The sequence below is a fragment of the Paenibacillus gyeongsangnamensis genome, from assembly GCF_027533625.1.
In the GTDB taxonomy this organism is placed as follows: Bacteria; Bacillota; Bacilli; order Paenibacillales; family NBRC-103111; genus Paenibacillus_G; species Paenibacillus_G gyeongsangnamensis.
The window spans coordinates 1-16,971 of record NZ_JAQAGZ010000017.1 but is presented as its reverse complement, the minus strand read 5'-3'; the positions used below and the strand labels follow the sequence as shown (position 1 = coordinate 16,971).

The 16,971-nt window shown below is 46.8% G+C and carries 13 protein-coding genes and 2 pseudogenes; 10 read left to right on the top strand and 5 right to left on the bottom strand.

What is annotated here, in order from left to right; genetic code table 11:
- Positions 1 to 17: 17 nt before the first annotated feature.
- Both O9H85_RS23625 and O9H85_RS23620 read left to right on the top strand, forming a co-directional pair.
- On the top strand, positions 18 to 902 hold the full coding sequence (locus O9H85_RS23625) for a TolB family protein (RefSeq protein WP_269883875.1): 885 nt from the start codon (positions 18 to 20) through the stop codon (positions 900 to 902).
- Positions 903 to 926: 24 nt separating this feature from the next.
- Positions 927 to 2,318 carry an MATE family efflux transporter gene (locus tag O9H85_RS23620; RefSeq protein WP_269883874.1) on the top strand — a complete coding sequence of 464 codons (1,392 nt, stop codon included), beginning with the start codon at positions 927 to 929 and terminating at the stop codon, positions 2,316 to 2,318.
- Positions 2,319 to 2,410: 92 nt separating this feature from the next.
- Here the strand turns inward: O9H85_RS23620 and O9H85_RS23615 are convergent, their stop codons facing one another.
- Positions 2,411 to 3,205: a phytanoyl-CoA dioxygenase family protein gene (locus tag O9H85_RS23615; RefSeq protein WP_269883873.1), complete on the bottom strand. Its 795-nt coding sequence runs from the start codon at positions 3,203 to 3,205 to the stop codon at positions 2,411 to 2,413.
- Between the two features lie 138 nt (positions 3,206 to 3,343).
- Between O9H85_RS23615 and O9H85_RS23610 the strand changes: the two genes are divergently transcribed.
- Entirely contained in the window at positions 3,344 to 4,216 is an 873-nt protein-coding gene (locus O9H85_RS23610; protein WP_269883872.1) for an AraC family transcriptional regulator, read from the top strand.
- A 23-nt stretch (positions 4,217 to 4,239) separates the two neighbouring features.
- Here the strand turns inward: O9H85_RS23610 and O9H85_RS23605 are convergent, their stop codons facing one another.
- Together O9H85_RS23605 and O9H85_RS23600 are read right to left on the bottom strand one after the other, a co-directional pair.
- Entirely contained in the window at positions 4,240 to 5,505 is a 1,266-nt protein-coding gene (locus O9H85_RS23605; RefSeq protein WP_269883871.1) for a hypothetical protein, read from the bottom strand.
- 111 nt (positions 5,506 to 5,616) lie between these two features.
- Complete coding sequence (locus O9H85_RS23600; protein ID WP_269883870.1) at positions 5,617 to 6,549, bottom strand: AraC family transcriptional regulator; 933 nt, start codon at positions 6,547 to 6,549, stop codon at positions 5,617 to 5,619.
- Between the two features lie 140 nt (positions 6,550 to 6,689).
- Between O9H85_RS23600 and O9H85_RS23595 the strand changes: the two genes are divergently transcribed.
- The 6 genes from O9H85_RS23595 to O9H85_RS23570 all read left to right on the top strand — a co-directional run bounded on the left by O9H85_RS23595 (position 6,690) and on the right by O9H85_RS23570 (position 14,210).
- Positions 6,690 to 8,477 carry a cache domain-containing sensor histidine kinase gene (locus tag O9H85_RS23595; RefSeq protein ID WP_269884020.1) on the top strand — a complete coding sequence of 596 codons (1,788 nt, stop codon included), beginning with the start codon at positions 6,690 to 6,692 and terminating at the stop codon, positions 8,475 to 8,477.
- The gene (locus tag O9H85_RS23590; RefSeq protein WP_269883869.1) at positions 8,455 to 10,032 is read left to right on the top strand and encodes a response regulator transcription factor; all 1,578 of its coding nucleotides are present in this window, start codon (positions 8,455 to 8,457) and stop codon (positions 10,030 to 10,032) included. The genes O9H85_RS23595 and O9H85_RS23590 overlap by 23 nt, the downstream gene beginning before the upstream one ends.
- A 102-nt stretch (positions 10,033 to 10,134) precedes the next feature.
- Positions 10,135 to 11,469, top strand: a complete 1,335-nt coding sequence (locus tag O9H85_RS23585; protein ID WP_409348190.1) for an ABC transporter substrate-binding protein — start codon at positions 10,135 to 10,137, stop codon at positions 11,467 to 11,469.
- A 79-nt stretch (positions 11,470 to 11,548) separates the two neighbouring features.
- Positions 11,549 to 12,427: a carbohydrate ABC transporter permease gene (locus tag O9H85_RS23580; protein ID WP_269883867.1), complete on the top strand. Its 879-nt coding sequence runs from the start codon at positions 11,549 to 11,551 to the stop codon at positions 12,425 to 12,427.
- Positions 12,428 to 12,528: 101 nt separating this feature from the next.
- On the top strand, positions 12,529 to 13,386 hold the full coding sequence (locus tag O9H85_RS23575) for a carbohydrate ABC transporter permease (protein WP_409348193.1): 858 nt from the start codon (positions 12,529 to 12,531) through the stop codon (positions 13,384 to 13,386).
- A 17-nt stretch (positions 13,387 to 13,403) separates the two neighbouring features.
- A complete protein-coding gene (locus O9H85_RS23570) occupies positions 13,404 to 14,210 on the top strand; it encodes a sugar phosphate isomerase/epimerase family protein (RefSeq protein ID WP_269883865.1) in 807 nt (268 codons plus the stop codon).
- Positions 14,211 to 14,415: 205 nt separating this feature from the next.
- Here O9H85_RS23570 and merA read toward each other — a convergent pair.
- Together merA and O9H85_RS23560 are read right to left on the bottom strand one after the other, a co-directional pair.
- Positions 14,416 to 16,067: pseudogene (gene merA, locus O9H85_RS23565) on the bottom strand (mercury(II) reductase).
- A gap of 112 nt (positions 16,068 to 16,179) precedes the next feature.
- Entirely contained in the window at positions 16,180 to 16,473 is a 294-nt protein-coding gene (locus O9H85_RS23560; protein ID WP_269883864.1) for a hypothetical protein, read from the bottom strand.
- Between the two features lie 163 nt (positions 16,474 to 16,636).
- On the opposite strand from O9H85_RS23560, the pseudogene O9H85_RS23555 reads away from it, so the two are divergent.
- Positions 16,637 to 16,971, top strand: a pseudogene (locus O9H85_RS23555) (IS4 family transposase); the annotation flags it as partial.

Sequence of the window (16,971 nt, the reverse complement as noted above, 5' to 3'; positions counted from 1 at the left end):
ACGAGGGAGTTGAAATAATGAATACATTAAAAGAACCTCGCAAGGTAGAAGGAAGAAATGTGATCAGTATCCTGGAAACCGTGGATGTTTTTAACGGTGAACGCAGCATCTTGGCTGAATTCGATTTTTTGATTGAGGCGCCCAATTGGACCCGCGACGGGAAGCATCTGGTATATAACAGTTCGGGCCGTCTTTATGCTTTTGATCTCACGACGGGGGAAAGATCAGCCATTAGGTCCGGTTATGCAATCCAATGCAATAACGACCATGTGCTTTCACCCGATAATACGCACGTCGCGGTAAGCCATCATACCTACGAGGATGGTCTGTCTCGGATCTATATTCTCCCTTTGCAGGGTGGTGGGCATCCAGTCCTCATCACGCCAATGGCCCCCAGCTATTTGCACGGTTGGTCACCGGACGGAAACACGCTAGCTTATTGCGCAGAGAGGAACGGTGAGTACGACATCTACACCATTCCTGTAAACGGCGGCATAGAAACTCGGTTAACGCATACAACCGGATTGAATGACGGCCCCGAATATTCACCGGATGGCAAGCACATTTGGTTCAACTCGGTACGAACCGGCCTTATGCAGATATGGCGCATGAATGCCGATGGAAGTGAACAAACGCAGGTAACGTTCGATGAGAGTAATAACTGGTTCCCGCATGTATCACCTGACGGAGAATGGGTGGCTTATATTAGTTATCGTAAGGGCGATGTGGCTCCCGGCGACCATCCCGCAAACAAAAATGTGGAAATTCGCATAATATCCAGCTCCGGCGGCGAATTCCGTACGCTTGTCAAGCTGTTCGGCGGACAGGGCACCATCAACGTCAATTCCTGGTCGCCCGACAGCAGGCGGTTGGCTTTTGTTAGCTACAAGCTGAAAGAATAGAGACCAATGAGAAAGGTTCCTGTTATGAGCATATTTGTGCGAGAGAAGTCATTCTATAAAACATTCTTTACGCTTGCCGTGATCATAGGTTTGCAAAACATCATCACGTTCGGGGTCAATCTGTCGGACAATCTATTGATCGGCGGATACAGTGAATCGGCGCTTTCCGGCGTAGCGATAGCCAATCAGATTCAGTTTGTGCTGCAAATGCTCGTCATGGGTGTGGTTGAAGGTCTGGTCATCATGGCATCAAGGTATTGGGGCGCCAAAGACATCAAATCGATAAAGAAGATTTCAAGCATCGGGATGCGTCTTTCAATAGTTGTAGGATTGATTATGTGGGCGGTTGTCTTTTTCTTTCCTCACAGCTGCCTAGCCTTGTTTACCAATAACGAAAGCGTAATCTCCGAAGGGGCAAAATATGTGCAAATCATTTGCTTCTCTTATATTTTCTTCTCCATTACCAGCATCCTGCTTGCCACTTTGCGGAGTGTGGAAACGGTAAAGATCGGTTTCATGTTGTCCTCAACGACGCTCATCATCAATGTATGCCTGAATTATCTTCTCATCTACGGACATTTTGGTTTTCCAAGGCTGGGGGTGCAAGGATCCGCCATCGCAACCCTGTCGGCAAGAATCATCGAACTGATCATTGTCTGCATATACATGAAGCGCTTTGAGCGAAAGATCGATTTACAGCTGCGTGATTTCCTGAAAATTGAATTAGGTCTGTTAAAACAGTATGTCAAACTGGGATCCCCCATTCTGATGTCCAATTTTATCTGGGCTATCGCTATGGCGACACAAACATCCATTCTGGGGCATATGGGGGCAGCTGCGATTGCGGCAAACAGTATAGCTACCACCATTTTTCAAATCGTATCCGTTGGGGTTTTTGCCTCGGCTAGCGCCACAACGATCGTAATCGGCAAAACGATAGGCGAGGGTCACCTGGATAAAATTAAATCTTACGCCAAAACCCTGCAGATCCTGTACCTCATCATCGGACTTTGTACAGGTATTCTTCTGTTTATTACAAAAGACCATGTTCTCGACTTTTATACCATTTCGGCGGATGCAAGGAGCCTTGCTCTGCAGTTTATGACAGTGCTGTCCATCACCGTGTGCGGAACCGCCTATCAGATGCCGTGTTTAACCGGGATCGTGCGCAGCGGCGGGGATACGAAATTTGTTCTTTATAATGACACCATATTCATGTGGCTGATTGTTCTGCCGGCTTCAGCTCTATGTGCTTTTGTGTTTAATCTTTCACCCTTGATTACATTTTTCTGCCTTAAGTCTGACCAAATCCTTAAATGCTTTGTTGCTATCGTAAAAGTCAACCGGTTCAGATGGATCCGTCCCTTGGATACTTATTTGCCTGAAACGAAAAAATCTACTATGTCAGCGAATTGAGAAGAACGGGTGTGAGAGAGGTTAAAAAAATGCAAGGAGGTTCAGATAGCAACCTCCTCTTTTTGCCGTCCGGGTATAGCCGATTCGTACTTTTACACGCGCGTCTTGGATCTTAGGCTATACTCATACTGCTGCCCGAAACGGAAGTACCCCGGGTTTTCTCCGCAAACCATAAGACCCATCCCCCAATCAAAATGAGTATCAGCCGTAGGAAGGTCCATGGCATCCCTGTACTGGAACAGGATGTTGCGACGCGGTCTTCCGCTTCGGTTGACATTCGACCCGTGAATGGTCAGGTAGTTAAAGAACAGTACATCTCCCGACTTCGCCGGACACGGTGTACCCGTGGAGATCGGATACTCCCTGTGGTCCAGATAATGCCTGCCTACATGTGGGAGCATTCCCGCTTTATGGGAGCCGGGGATGATCCGGAGGCAGCCGTTTTCGTCGTCCGCATCGTCCAAATGGACACTGGCCGCAAGCATCGTATGTTGGCTGTGGGGAAAATACGGCGCATCCTGGTGCATTGGGAAAGCGGCGCCTCTCTCCGGCGGCTTGACCAGCATTTTGCTGTGATGCAGCAGTACATTGGGCCCGATCAGGCGGGAGAGCACCGAAGCCATGTTGGCATGAATCGCGGCCCTGGTGAAGGTGGCATTGTGATACTGAAGATCGTGGGAGCCCTTGAGAACCAGCTTTTTCACGTCCTCGTTCTCCAGATAGTCTCCGGACCAGACATGATTTTTGTCGGATTTCGACTCAATGGCTCGGGCAAGGATCAGCTCTATCGCGCTCCTCATCTCGTCCACTTCCTGTTGTTGGAAGACGCCCCTTACAAGCAGGTACCCGTTTTCGTTATAGAAATGCACATCTTCTGCTGATATCATGGATCTGATCTCCTTTTCTGGTGAAAAGATTTGGGATACTTCTAATATAGAACCTTCCGGAAGCGACGTCTTTATCAGAGCACGACATTATTTTATAATAATAAGACATGCTGAGTAACGATGCGGAGGAATGGAAGGATGAGCTGGCGTGACGCGCAGCAGCTGTTAAATCAGTCGATGGAAACGTTGGAAGGGGAAGCGGTGTCTTTCCATGTTCATTACTGGGGATTAGTCCAGGGGCTCAAGGCGAACCAGGTGCACCGGCATTCTTTTTTTGAAATCTGCTTTTGCACCGGCGGACTAGGTGTTTATATGGATGACGGAAGGCTTCATAGAATTGAAGCAGGCACGATGTTCTGCTCAAGACCAGGCGTGTTCCACCAAATTATACCGGAGGCGGACTCGCCTCTCGATTTACTGTATGTCGCCTTTGAAGTACTCCCATCCTCCTCAAAGGAGGCAGTGAAGCTGTTTAGAGAACTTGCCGTATGCGAGAACTATTTTCAACCGGGGAAATCTCTTTCGCCGGCGGCTTTGCTGTGGCAATGCATTCTGCAGCAGGTCATTGTCGGCCGGCCGCTTGTGGAGTCCGCACTATCAGGAATGTGCCATACCCTGCTCTCATCCTTACCTGAGATCTTCTTGAAAAGAAGCGCGGAGCCGAGGGAAAGGCCGCGGAACCGTGCCGCGGCAGCGCAGTTGAACCAAGCAAAGCTCTTTATTCGGGATAATTTAGGCGGGCCTCTTCACCTGGAACAAGTGGCGCGCTACGTGCATATGTCCGGACGCCATCTGACCCGTATGTTTCTGGCGGAAGAGGGGAAGACGGTAGTAGCCTATATCCGGGGGGAGCGCGTCCGTTTGGCGCAAGCTTTGCTTAGTCAGGACATCCTGACCATCCAGGAGATAGCTGAGGAGACAGGGTTCGGGAATGTACATTATTTTACCCGGGTATTTAACGAAGAAACGGGAATGCCGCCGGCCCGGTTTAGAAGGCTGCATCGGGAATAGGGAGGACGTAGCGGCTGCCGGTTTTATTGGCTCTTTTGTTCGTTCCATTGCTCTTGCGCGTTACGGACTTCGTGCCAAAAATGCTCCAATTCTTTTTTAGCGATCTCCCGTACGTAACCGATTTCCTCACCGATTAGCTCAGGGGTCCATTTCCGGCCTAAATTCGCATGAACGACTTCATCGGCCCAATCATAATCTTGAAATTGAGTCATTAACGGATGCTTGGCTTCATCGCGGCAGAATTCGTATTCGCCTGCTTTGCCGGGACGTTTCATAGCTCCTTCTTCAATACCGATCGCAAGCCATGTGTATTGTGCGCCAGGGATTTTCAGAGCGTTAACGTCATAATCCGATGTATACTGAGGACGGCTCATCCAGTCTATTCCCTCGCTTTCAAGAGCCGCTTGACCGAATAGAGCATGCCTCACCTCATCCCATAAATGGCGTGCCGAATCCCTGTAAAATTCCCAAGGCATGTTTTTTTGCGAATAAATCACTCCGGCAATCAGCTCCGCCGCGGTCATTTCTTCCTGCCTGACTCGCATCTTGGAGAAAAGGCTCATCTTAACCGGATCATCCGGCGGAATGGCTACGCCGGTTCGTGCCCAGGTTGCAGGTCCCATCTTCCGCGGGTCCCTGACCGATTTTAACGGAAGTTTGTACGGTTCATGAGAGCGTGAGCGAGAGGGCAGCATCGGTATTTTCGGCTCCAGTCCGTCGATCCCTCCTGAAGCTGTCAGGAAAGTAAGCATGTTTTGTCTAAACTCCTCCGCACCTTCAGGATAGATCCCGGATTCTTCAAGATGCCGGATCATTTGCTCACCCCAAGCGATTTGATCTTCCAAATCCAGAATCATGGTACGGAGAATACGAACAGTAGGTTGATCGACAATTTGCTGAGTATTCGCCATATGTTTCTTATACGATGCTAATAGTGCCGGTCTGACCACGCCATAGATGCCAACGACGAGCTCCAAATCATTACGTGCCTGAATGAGCTCTTCCATCAGCAGGGAGAGCGTGGCATCCGGCTCATGATTCAACACAGCCGGGGATGTACGCAGTTCGGTAATCCGCTGCCTCCATTGATTGGCGGATTCGGCATCTTCATACAGATGTTTACCCAATGCACATTTCAGATCCCAGTCTTCTCTTGCAGGCAAATGTCCTGCGGCGATTCGGAGCAAACCCTCATGGATAAAACGGTAACGCTGCAGCACCTTGGCATTTTTCTCCACTCCGTATTGTCCTAAGTTATACGGATTTCCTATACCGATGTAATTTAACATATGACTTTCCTCCCGTCGTTTTTGCTAAATGATCTTCATTTGTTCTCATTATTACAATTGAAGGAATTCGGTTCAATAAAGCAAAACGTGGTAATGATGGATTTATTTGACCTAGTTCTCATTTGAAAATACAAAATAACGGTTTAAAGGATAGGGAGCCATGAATTCTTCGGCGGGAGACAGATGCCGGGAGCGCGGATCGGAAAATTGCTTCCGGTATTCGGTGGCCGTCATTCCTTTCCATTTGGAAAAACAACGGGAAAAATAATGCTCGTCATGAAATCCGACGGCAAATGCAATCTGTTTTACCGTAGCTTTGGTCTGAATCAGCAGTTGGCAAGCTCTTTCGATGCGTCGGCCGCATATCGCATGCTGCGGCGAAACCCCTAAATGCCTAACAAAAGTACGTGTAAAATATTCATGCGTCCAACCCGCATTCTCGGCAATTTCAGCGATGGATAGCGAAAGATGAAGGTTCATATCGATGTATTGCAGCGCTCTAGAGATCTGCGGCGGAAGGTTCGGACCGAAGGGTGTTAGAGTATGCGGTTCCGTCAGTTCCGACAGACCGTCAAGCTCGGCTAACAGGGTATAAAGCATGAGATTGCACCGCTCCTCCCAATGGACGGATTTGATTGCAGCCAAATAGAGGATATGCTTGAATAATGCCGGGAGCAGGGACACCTGACCTGCAGGGAAAAGGCAAGGAGAGCTGGGCGAAACAACGGAGGATAGATCATAAATACCAGAGAGCGGATCAATAACGAAATGAATAAACAAATGCCTTGTAGATAAGGAGGAATCGAAAATATAGGTATGCTCCTCCGCAGGCCGGGTTAAGACAAAGCTAGGTTCATGAAGAAGATAAACCCGATCGGCAAGCCGGTATTCAGTGCGCGTTCCCACGGGGAAATAAACCAGCTCATATTCACCCAGCTTTCTCGGTCCTAGCGTCCAGCCGGCCTTTACCTTGAAATCACCGGCCATTAGGATCTTGGGAACGCTGCAGCCGGAATTTGCGGAAATATGGCGTATGTTTATCAATAGCCTTCCCTCCCGACAAATATGTATTGCTTAGATGCAGCAGGAAAACCTTTAGTCATATCGAATTTCATTTTATATATTATAGCAATCATTCCGCTATTGGGCGGCAATCATTTTTCGAATGGAGGATGAGACGCGTGATGCCACGTTTAATTAACGGTTACAATCGGGTACATTCCATTGCCGTGCAGCTGTTTGTGTTATTTTTCATCAGCATCATCATCCCGGTCCTTATCGGCGGTTATTTGTCATATAAAAAATCAGCTCAAATGATCGAAGATCAGGTAAGCAACGTGGCTTCATTGACAATAAAGCAAGTGAGCGATAATTTGAATTTCGTCTTTAAGGATCTGGACAATATCTCCATGAGGGTGCTCGGCAATAAAACGATTTATGACGCTTTAGAAAGCAAGAATGCCGTTTCTCTCTACGAGGACAATAAGCTGAATACCGAGGCCAAAGATATATTAAATTCATTAATCGCGAATAGACCGGAAATCATAGACATTTATGTTCTGGATATCAATAAGAAAAATTCGGTTTTAAGCTCGTCCTTTCAAAATATTATCGACCCTTGGAAAACGGAATGGTATAAAAAGATTTTGGAGGCCGACGGCTCCGCCGTGTGGTTTGGCATGTCCGATACCTCATACTTAAAAGGAGCCAAATTGGGGTTCCCTGTATTTGGATTAGGACGAACCGTCAAGGATATAGAAACAGGGAAAATAATCGGAGTTATGTTCATCGAGGTCATGGGCAAGGATTTGGCCGAATCGCTTGCCGATGTTAAATTTGGCCAGACAGGCTATACTTACCTTGTTGACCCGAATAACCAGTATACCTTCCATCGTGATCCTTCGTTTTACGGAAAAGCTTCCGATCTTGAACTGCCGAAGCAGACAAAAGTGATGAAATTGAAGGACGTCGATATGATGGTGATTCCTGCTGAGCTCCAAAACGGATGGCGCGTTGCCGGAATTGTTCCTGTCCATGAGCTGGTTGCCAGCTCCATTGAAATTCGCGACTTGACGATCTGGATTGCCTTGGCTTCGGCGATCGTGGCGATTTGCATCGGATATTATGTCGCACATAAGGTTGGCCGCCCGCTTGTATATTTAAGTAAACTGATGAAGCGGAGCGAGGCCGGCGATTTAACCGTTCGTTCCAATATTACGTTCAAAAATGAAATAGGACAGCTTGGCCGAAGCTTCAATAAAATGATCCGGCAAATCGATGTCCTCATTCATCGGATCGCAGAGGAGGAACGCGAGAAAAAAAAGGCGGAAATCCGCGCCCTCCGTTATCAGATCAATCCGCATTTTCTTTACAATACCTTGAATTCGATTCGTTGGATGGCTAAGCTGCAGCGGACGGAGGATGTGGCTAATGCGATCTCTGCGCTGGTACATCTTCTTGAAGCCAGCCTTGGAAGAAGCGGACCCATTGTACGGCTCGGCGAGGAACTCGAATTGTTGAAGAAATATTTGATCATTCAACAATACAGATATAACAATGGAATTTCGCTGTACATTCATTGTCCGCCCGAATTAACCGATTTGACGATCCCTGGAATGCTGATGCAGCCTATCGTAGAGAACGCGATATTTCATGGTATTGCCCCGAGGGACGATAAAGGCTCGATTGTGATTAGCGTATACACGGAGGAAAATCATGCTGTCGTCGAGATTAAGGATGACGGTGTCGGTATCGAAAAGGATAAATTGCCTCATTTGCTTACGGGTAAAGGGAGTATAAAAACAAATGGAATGACCCGTATCGGGCTCGGTCATGTTCACCAAACCTTACAATTGTATTACGGTGCTTCGTATGGGGTTCAAGTGAGCAGTCTGGAGGGCCAAGGAACTAGCGTTCAACTGATTTTCCCAATAAATAAGGGGGATGATTATGTACCGAGTGCTGTTGGTTGATGATGAAGCGCTTGCCCGGATGGGGCTCAGGTCGACGTTTGATTGGGAAGCCAATGGATTTCAATTGGTCGGAGAAGCATCCAATGGAAAAAATGCGCTGCAATGGATTGACCGTCATGAAGTTGATATTCTCATAACCGATATCGCGATGCCGGTTATGGACGGGCTGGAGCTCATGCGTATTACGCGCGAGCGCTGCCCATGGGTCAAAATCGTATTGCTCAGCTGCCATAGCGACTTTAGCTTTGTCCGGGAAGGCGTGCGGATGGGGGCGTCCGATTATTTGCTCAAGCCGACGCTCGAACCGGCCGACTTAAAAGAAGTTTTGAATAAGGTTAAACTGCAAATTTCGGAAGAACGAAGAATCCATGAAATTTATATCAAGCAGGAGCTGTCCGGAAAGCGGATTGAACTGGAAAAAGCGTTTACCAAGCTTTTAGCGAGTGACAACATGTTGGAAAATGCGAATATCGATCTTCCTTGGATGTCCGGAGGCTACCGGTTCGTCGTTTGTATGCTGGACAGTGCCGCAAATATGCGTTCCGAAGAGGGCGGAGTTTTCATTGAGATTGTTATTGAAGAAATGCAGGAAAGCTTCTACAAAGTGATTGGGGAAGGTGTTGTATTCAGGGGCTGCTCGGATCAGTTAATTCTTGTGCTCCCCGAAACTGCCGAAGGGGACGAAGTGTTTAACCAAAGAATGACCAGCCTCCATTCCATGCTTCAGGAGAGAGAGTTTTCATTTACGTTTGGCGTCAGCGGAAGGGTTCACGGATTGGAACGGATAAAACAAGCGATACAAGAAGGACGCCAGGCCACAAGACTGCGATTTTATGAGGGCCCCGGAAAGATTCGTTTTTACGAACCGCATCCTCCTATGAAGAATGACAAGCATGAATCGGAACGCTTGAAGACGTTGCTGAAGGAGTTGATGGGAGAAGGCAGAAAGGAAAAATCCCTTCAATGTTTAGAGAGCTTGTTCAAGTTTTGGACAAATGAGCATCGCACACCAATAGAAGTGAAGCGGGAGGCGCAAGAATTGCTTTCTTTATTTCAAATGTGCAAGGATAACAAAGCCGTACCGATGGAGCAAACGGAAGTATTGCGCTTGATGGAATCGGTGGATGATGTACGCGTGTTCATCAGATCCGCTTTCGAGGAGGTGTGGAAGTCCAAAGAAGAAACGGAGGAAGATTACGGGCTACACCGCCGAATTGTCGGTCGGGCTATTGAGTATTTGAAAAGCAACTACATCCAAAACATTAGCCTGCAAGACGTAGCCGATCATGTATCGATGAGCAAAAACTATTTCAGTGAATTATTTAAAAAGAATACCGGACAAAACTTCATTGATTATCTGATCCATTTAAGGTTAAAATGCGCATGCGATCTGCTTCGGACTACAACGTTAAAGATATATGAGGTTGCCGAGCTGTCCGGGTTCAACGATGTTAAGTATTTCAGCAAATTATTTAAAAAGGTGTTGAAAGTATCGCCGGCAGATTACAGGGAAGGAAAAAGAGAGGAAGTGGAACTTCCTTATCCTCCCAAATGATCGGAAACCAGTACACCTTTTCGGAATAAAATCGGTTACATGGGTTGGACGATAAATATATAATGAAGATATGAAAGCGTATTCAATTTAAGTATCGAAAGGATGATCGATATGAAGTTGAAAGCTAAATTACCTCTTGCATTATTAATGACAACCATGGCTTTGGTTCCATTAATGCAAGCATGCAGCAATGATGGAGGGGGAAGCGGTAAAGCGGCCGCACCAAAAGCAGGAGAGAAAATAAAATTGAAATGGTCAACCTGGGGTAATCCTGGAGAATTAGGCAGGTTTCAGGAATTTACGAAAGATTATAATTCGAAGCATCCGAATGTCGAATTTGAGTTAATACCGATCCCGAGCGACTATGAGCAAAAAATCTTAACTCAGCTAAGTGGAGGAACAGCGCCGGACGTGTTCTACTCCGGAGACAGTACGATTTCAAAATTAATCGAAAATCAGACGGTTTCGGAATTAACGCCGTATTTGAAAGGCGACAGCAAAATAAAGGAAGAGAATGTCTTTAAGGGGTTATGGGGAGCAGCGAGGAAGAACGAAAAAGTATATGGAATACCGGTTGACTGCAATCCGGTTGTCCTTTGGTATAACAAGAAGCTGCTGCAGGATGCCGGGGTTTCCGTCATGCCCGCCGATCTTTATGAAAAAGGGGAATGGAATTGGAATACCTTCAAAGGGATGCTTGAGAAATTACGGGCTAACGGCAAGCATGGATTCGTGCTGGAAAACAGCTGGCTTCGTTATTACAGCTTTGTTACCGCAAACGGAGGGACGCTCTATAATGATAAAGGAGAGTTCGTTCAGGATAAAGATCCCAAGACGGTAGAAGCTTACAAATTCCTCTATGATAACGTGCAGAATAAAAATATGACGTTTGCCGGAACACTGCCGAAGGGTCAAGGCGGAGATGCCATGTTTATGTCAAACCAAGTGGGATTCGTATCCGCCGGACGCTGGTATCTTCCGATCTTTAAGCAAAGTAAAGACCTTCAGTTCGATATTGTTCCGTTTCCAACGAATACAGGCAAGAAAATCGAACCTGCCGGTGTGGCCACCGCCTATATGGTCTTGAATAAAAACACGAAATACCCGAAAGAAGCTTACCAATTTTTGAGTGAATTTGTATCCAAAGAAGGTCAAATCTTCCGCTTGCAGGGCGGCGGCAATGCGGTTCCTTCCGTGGAAGGCGCCGATCAAGTGGTGCTCGAAGGCAACCTGCCGGAGCATGCCAAATATTTCTTGGATGTCCGAAGCAACGGTTATGCTTTGACACCTTTTGAAGCGGGAGTGCCGGGACTAAGCAAAGTGATTACCGATGAAATGGAAGCGCTTTGGTTAAAGGACGGCAAATTGGATGAAACCCTTAAGACGCTTGGCGTGAAGGCAAACCAGAAGATTGCGGAATATAAGGCAGGGAAATAAGTTCATTCGATAGGATCATGGAGATGGAGGAAGGGCATTGCGTATCCTTTCCTCCCCCTGAGCGAAAGGCTGGTGGCATATGAACAAACGCGTATCGGAGGGTCTATGGGGATATTTTTTCATTTTACCCCAAATGATCGGACTGATTGTATTCGCTTTAATTCCGCTCGTATCCGCCTTTGCTTTAAGCTTGATGAAGTGGGATGGATTCGGCAAGAAACAATTTATCGGCTTCGATAATTTCAAAGATCAGTTTCATAATCCGGATTTTATATTGGCGCTGTTCAATACGGCATGGTATACACTATTGGTAGTGCCGGTCGGCATTTTTTTGGCCGTTTTGGTTGCGGTGGCTCTAAACAAAGTACGCGGGAAAGTCGTATACCGGTTATTCTACTATATGCCCGTCGTTACGAGCTCAATCGCCGTATCTATCGTTTGGTTGTGGCTGCTCAACTCGGATTTCGGTATCATTAACGTTTATTTGAAGCAATGGTTTGGGATCCAAGGACCTGACTGGTTAATGAACCGGAAGCTAGTCATCCCTTCGATTGCCATGCTAAGCGTTTGGTGGGGACTCGGAGGAAACATGGTTCTGTTTCTGGCCGGACTGCAAGGAATTTCCTCCAGTTATTACGAAGCTGCACAGATCGATGGGGCCAGTAAGCTTCGTCAATTCTGGCATATAACGCTTCCGTTATTATCTCCTACAACCTTCTTTGCGACCATTATGTCGATTATCGGCTCCTTCCAGGTATTCGATCAATCGTTTGTCATGACGGGAGGAGGGCCGGCTAAAGCAAGCTATACCATCGTATATCATATTTACCAGCTCGCATTCGTTGATTTCACCTTCGGAAAAAGCGCTGCGGCTGCAGTCATTTTGTTTGCGATCATTTTATCGCTTACCCTAATCCAGATGCATATTTCGAAACGTTGGGTTCATTATGGCGGTTAAAGTGAGGGCGGCTCTTTTACCAATCCGTTTTGCGCAATAACTCCTAGGAGGAGAATGACATGGAAGCGAATATGGAAGCGAAGGCAACCCGAAGCCGCAGGATGTCGGCAGCGATCCTAAAGTCGGACCGAAGCGGAAGCAGCCCGATCGCTACAGTGCTGCTTCATGCGGCTTTGATTATAGGAGCGGTTATTATGACGGCTCCTTTTATTTGGATGATCCTCAGCTCATTGAAACAGTTTTCACAAATCTTTCTAATTCCTCCCAAGTGGATTCCCGATCCGTGGGAATGGGGGAATTACAAGAAATCATGGGAAGCCTTGCCGTTTGGCCGAGCATACTATAACAGTTTTTATATCGCCTTCATTTCGGTAACATGCAAATTGGTCACCTGCTCGATGGCAGCCTATGCCTTCGCCAAAATCCGGTTTCCGCTTCGGGAACCGATCTTTATCTTATTTTTGGCGACCATGATGGTACCTCATCAAGTAACCATTATCCCGCTTTATTTGATGATGAAAGGGATTGGATGGCTGGATTCCCATTTGGCCTTAATTGTTCCGGCCTCGTTATTAAACGCATTCGGTGTATTTATGCTCCGTCAATTCATCAAGAGTATTCCAGACGAATTGGAGGAGGCGTGTATTGTTGACGGAGCCAATCGCTGGACGATTTATTGGCGTATAATCCTTCCGCTGATCAAGCCGGCGCTCGCTGCACTTGCCATATTTACTTTTCTCAGTATGTGGAACAACTTCTTTGGTCCTCTCATTTTTTTGAACAGCCCTGATAAGTTCACGGTTCCTCTCCTGCTCAACTTATTCCGCGGCATGTACATTACCGACTGGACGCTTATGATGGCTGGGTCGGCAATAGCCGTTATTCCCGTACTGATCGTATATATATTGGGTCAAAGATATATTATTGAAGGCGTTACCTTAACAGGAATCAAAGGTTAGGAAGAGGAGGGCAACGCATGAAGTTGGGGATGATTGCACCCAAAAATGAAGAAAGTTTCAAAAAGTCAGCGGAGTTGAAGCTTGATTTTCTAGAGTTCACCTTTAATGTGAACGGAGAGAATCCTGCCGATTATAGTGAAACGGACGCATTTACCAGGCAGGTAAATCAAATCCGAAGCTGGAGCGGCGAATATGGAATTGGTATAGGCTCCATCGGTCGGTGGGGACAGGACCGCATTGACAGGGAGGGCCGCATCATCGAAGCCGAATTGGAAAAATGCTATGAACTTATTGATGCGGCAAGCCATTTAAACTGCGAGAATTTTGTGGTCGGATGCAACGCGGCGGACGGACGCTCGTTCATGGAAAATTGTAAAAGCGCAGTGTCTTTCTTCTCCAAGCTGATCGAATATGCAAGTCCGAAAGGCGTTAAAATATCCGCATATAATTGCCATTGGAACAACTTTATCGACAACGCCGAAGGTTGGATTCCGGTACTAGGCGAATTGCCGGGACTCGGCATCAAATACGATCCTTCCCATTCCCGTTACGCAGGAAGAGACTACCTGAAGGAAATGAGAGATTGGGGAGAACGCTTTAATCATGTACACATTAAAGGTTCGTTAATTATTGACGGCAATAGATTCGACGATCCTCCGGCAGGCTTGGATCAAACCGATTGGGGTTCATTTATGGCGGTCTTATATGCGAAAAATTATAATGGAGGCCTTAGTATCGAACCTCATTCCAAGACATGGAGAAATGAATTAGGAGAAAAGGGAGTACAATACACAATCGACTATATGAAAAAAATGATCTTTTGACGTGAATTGGCAAGATCGTTAAACGTTTCGCAAAGAAAGCACATATGTTTGTATCACGAGGCCACGACACAAACATATGTGCTTAATCATAAAGCAATTTGGCGAGACGAGCACTAACGTCATCCATTAGCACAACAAACAATTGCCACCGCGGTTGGTTGCTGATCTAGTATTGAAAAACCGGAGCGAACGCCCCGGATTTCTCTTAACCTGCACAGCAGGATAGTTTAGATACGTCTTTATCGAACGTAAGCGTTGCTAATTTGAGACCTTCCGTCATGGTTAAATACGGAGCCATCGTGCTGCGGAGATCTTCAATCGTTAAGCCGAATTTCACGATTAAAGTTGCTGCATAAATGACATCTCCGGCATTTTCAGCAACGATGTGTACTCCCAGCACTTTTCGGGTTTTCGCATCGGCCACTAATTTAAATACGCCCGTAGTTTCCCGGTTCACAAGCGCTCTTGGAACGGCCTCCAGTGGTAATACGGAAGTAATGACCTCGCGGCCGTCGGCCTTCGCTTGATCTTCGGTTAGTCCAACCGTGGCTACAGCCGGGGTGGTAAAGGTAACACCGGGCACCACTCGAAGATCGAGCTTTGTTTTGGCATTTCCGACCGTATTTTTGGCAACGATCCATCCTTCGTAAGCCGCCACATACACGAACTGCGGTCCCATAGTGACGTCGCCGGCCGCATAAATCTTCGGATTGTTGGTCCGTAAATATTCATCCACGACCACCTCTCCGCGATCGCCGATGTTCACCTTCGCCGCCTCCAAGTTCAGTTCCTTCGTATTTGGCTGGCGACCCGCGGCGATAAGGAGTTGATCGGCTTCAATGATTTGTTCCTGACCGTCGACTGAGATAAATACGCGTTTGCAGTTGTCGTCTTGTTCCACTCGATGAAACGTTGCCCCTGTAATAATACGGATTCCTTGCTCGGTTAGGGCTTGCGTAACAGCCTCTGAAATCTCCGGATCGTATGTTTTCAGTAAACGATGGCTTCTTTGCATAAGTGTAACCTCGGCGCCAAGATTGCGGAATAATTGCCCAAGTTCCATCGCTATGTAGCCGGAACCGATCACCGCCAGGCGTTTCGGAACTTCCTGAAGCTCGAGGGCCGTTGTACTGACCAAATAATCCACGTCACCCAGTCCCGGTATGTCCGGAATTGCCGGAGAAGCTCCGGTAGCAATCAGGAAGTTCCTTGCGGTAATCTTTCGGCCGTCCACTTCAACCATGTTTTCGCTAACAAATCGCGCTTCGCCGCGGATCAGGTCGAACCCGTAATCATCGATCAAATCGACGTATTTTTGTTGCCGAAGCGAGCCGACCAGTTCATTTTTTGTTCAATTAACGATTTCAAATCAACAGGGCCAGCCGATGTTTGAAGCCCGTTGAAGGTATCTTGTTTGGCCAAATGGTTGTTCTCGCCGGCACGCAGCAAGGTTTTCGACGGAACACAACCAATATTGACGCATGTTCCGCCAATCGTGCCTCGTTCAATCATCCCCACCCTGGCACCATACGATACGGCTTGAATGGCTGCCGAAAACGCAGCGCCTCCGGAACCGATAATAAGCAGGTCATAATCCCCAACATTACCCCGTTTGGGTTTCACTTCTGAAGCGACAATCTCTACATCTCCCGGCTGATAGCCGATTTCAGAAATCGCCTCCTTTAATTTTTCAATACTCGTGCTTTCCGAGAGTTCAAACGAGGCTTCACCTCGACGAAAATTTGCCGTGACCTGCTCGGCGCCTATTTGTTGAAGCGCTTTGACGACGTGCTCCTCACAGCCGGTACAAGTCATTCCATGCACCTTCAACCGAGCATTTCTGGTTTTCTCGTCCATTGTAGTCACCTTTCCTTAATTGGGTTGTTTTCATCTTTCCCTAATTGTGATAAGGGCAAAAGAGAGGATTTAAAATAACAAATTAAAATATTTTAATATATAAAGTAAAAAATTACCGATGGTTCGAAGGAGCGGAAGACGATCGATGATCTTTTGGAACAGTACAACCACCTGTAGATTTCGATCTCCTACCTACGAGAAACTTTATCAACATGGCCAAACCGATGATAAGCATAAACCCGCCAAAAACCCAGTACTCTTTGCCGGTCAAAAAAGCGCCTGCAGCGGTAAATCCGAAAGCAGTTAAAAGCAGCGGAAGTCCGCAACAGGCTGCCAAAAGCACCGGCAGGCCCAGCAAAGTAAGCAGTCCGCTTGATTTTGATTGAGCAGGTTCATTTTTATTCATAATAACTCAAACTTCGCAGAGCGAAATTAGTCTTAAACCCTTGATAAATAAAGCTGTATCAGGATAATAATCTATCCCTTGCAAAAATAGAAAAACACCGCTTCCATTTGGTATAGTGATTGTGTCGAGCAACCCACTACCACACAGAAGAGGTGTCCTCTATATGATAGAGCAAAAAGAGCCCTGCAATCAACTACCAAAAGAAATTAAACCGGCTTTCAAAGAGCTTCAAGTGCTTAAGCATTTAAAAGACGCGAAAATCAACAAGAAATTTGGATTTACAGCGGCGTATCTTTTTCAGCTTGTTTTCGTGCTTTTGTTTCATCAGAAAAATTGGTTTCGCCTGCTCGAAAGTACCAAAGCCGAATCATTTCCCGGCAAAGACTCCGTTTATCGATTTTTAAATCACACGAAGTTCGCGTGGCGACAGTTCCTCTTATCTCTGAGCGCTGCGACAGTTCAGAAGGTCGAGTTACTTACTTCCGATAACCGAGTAAC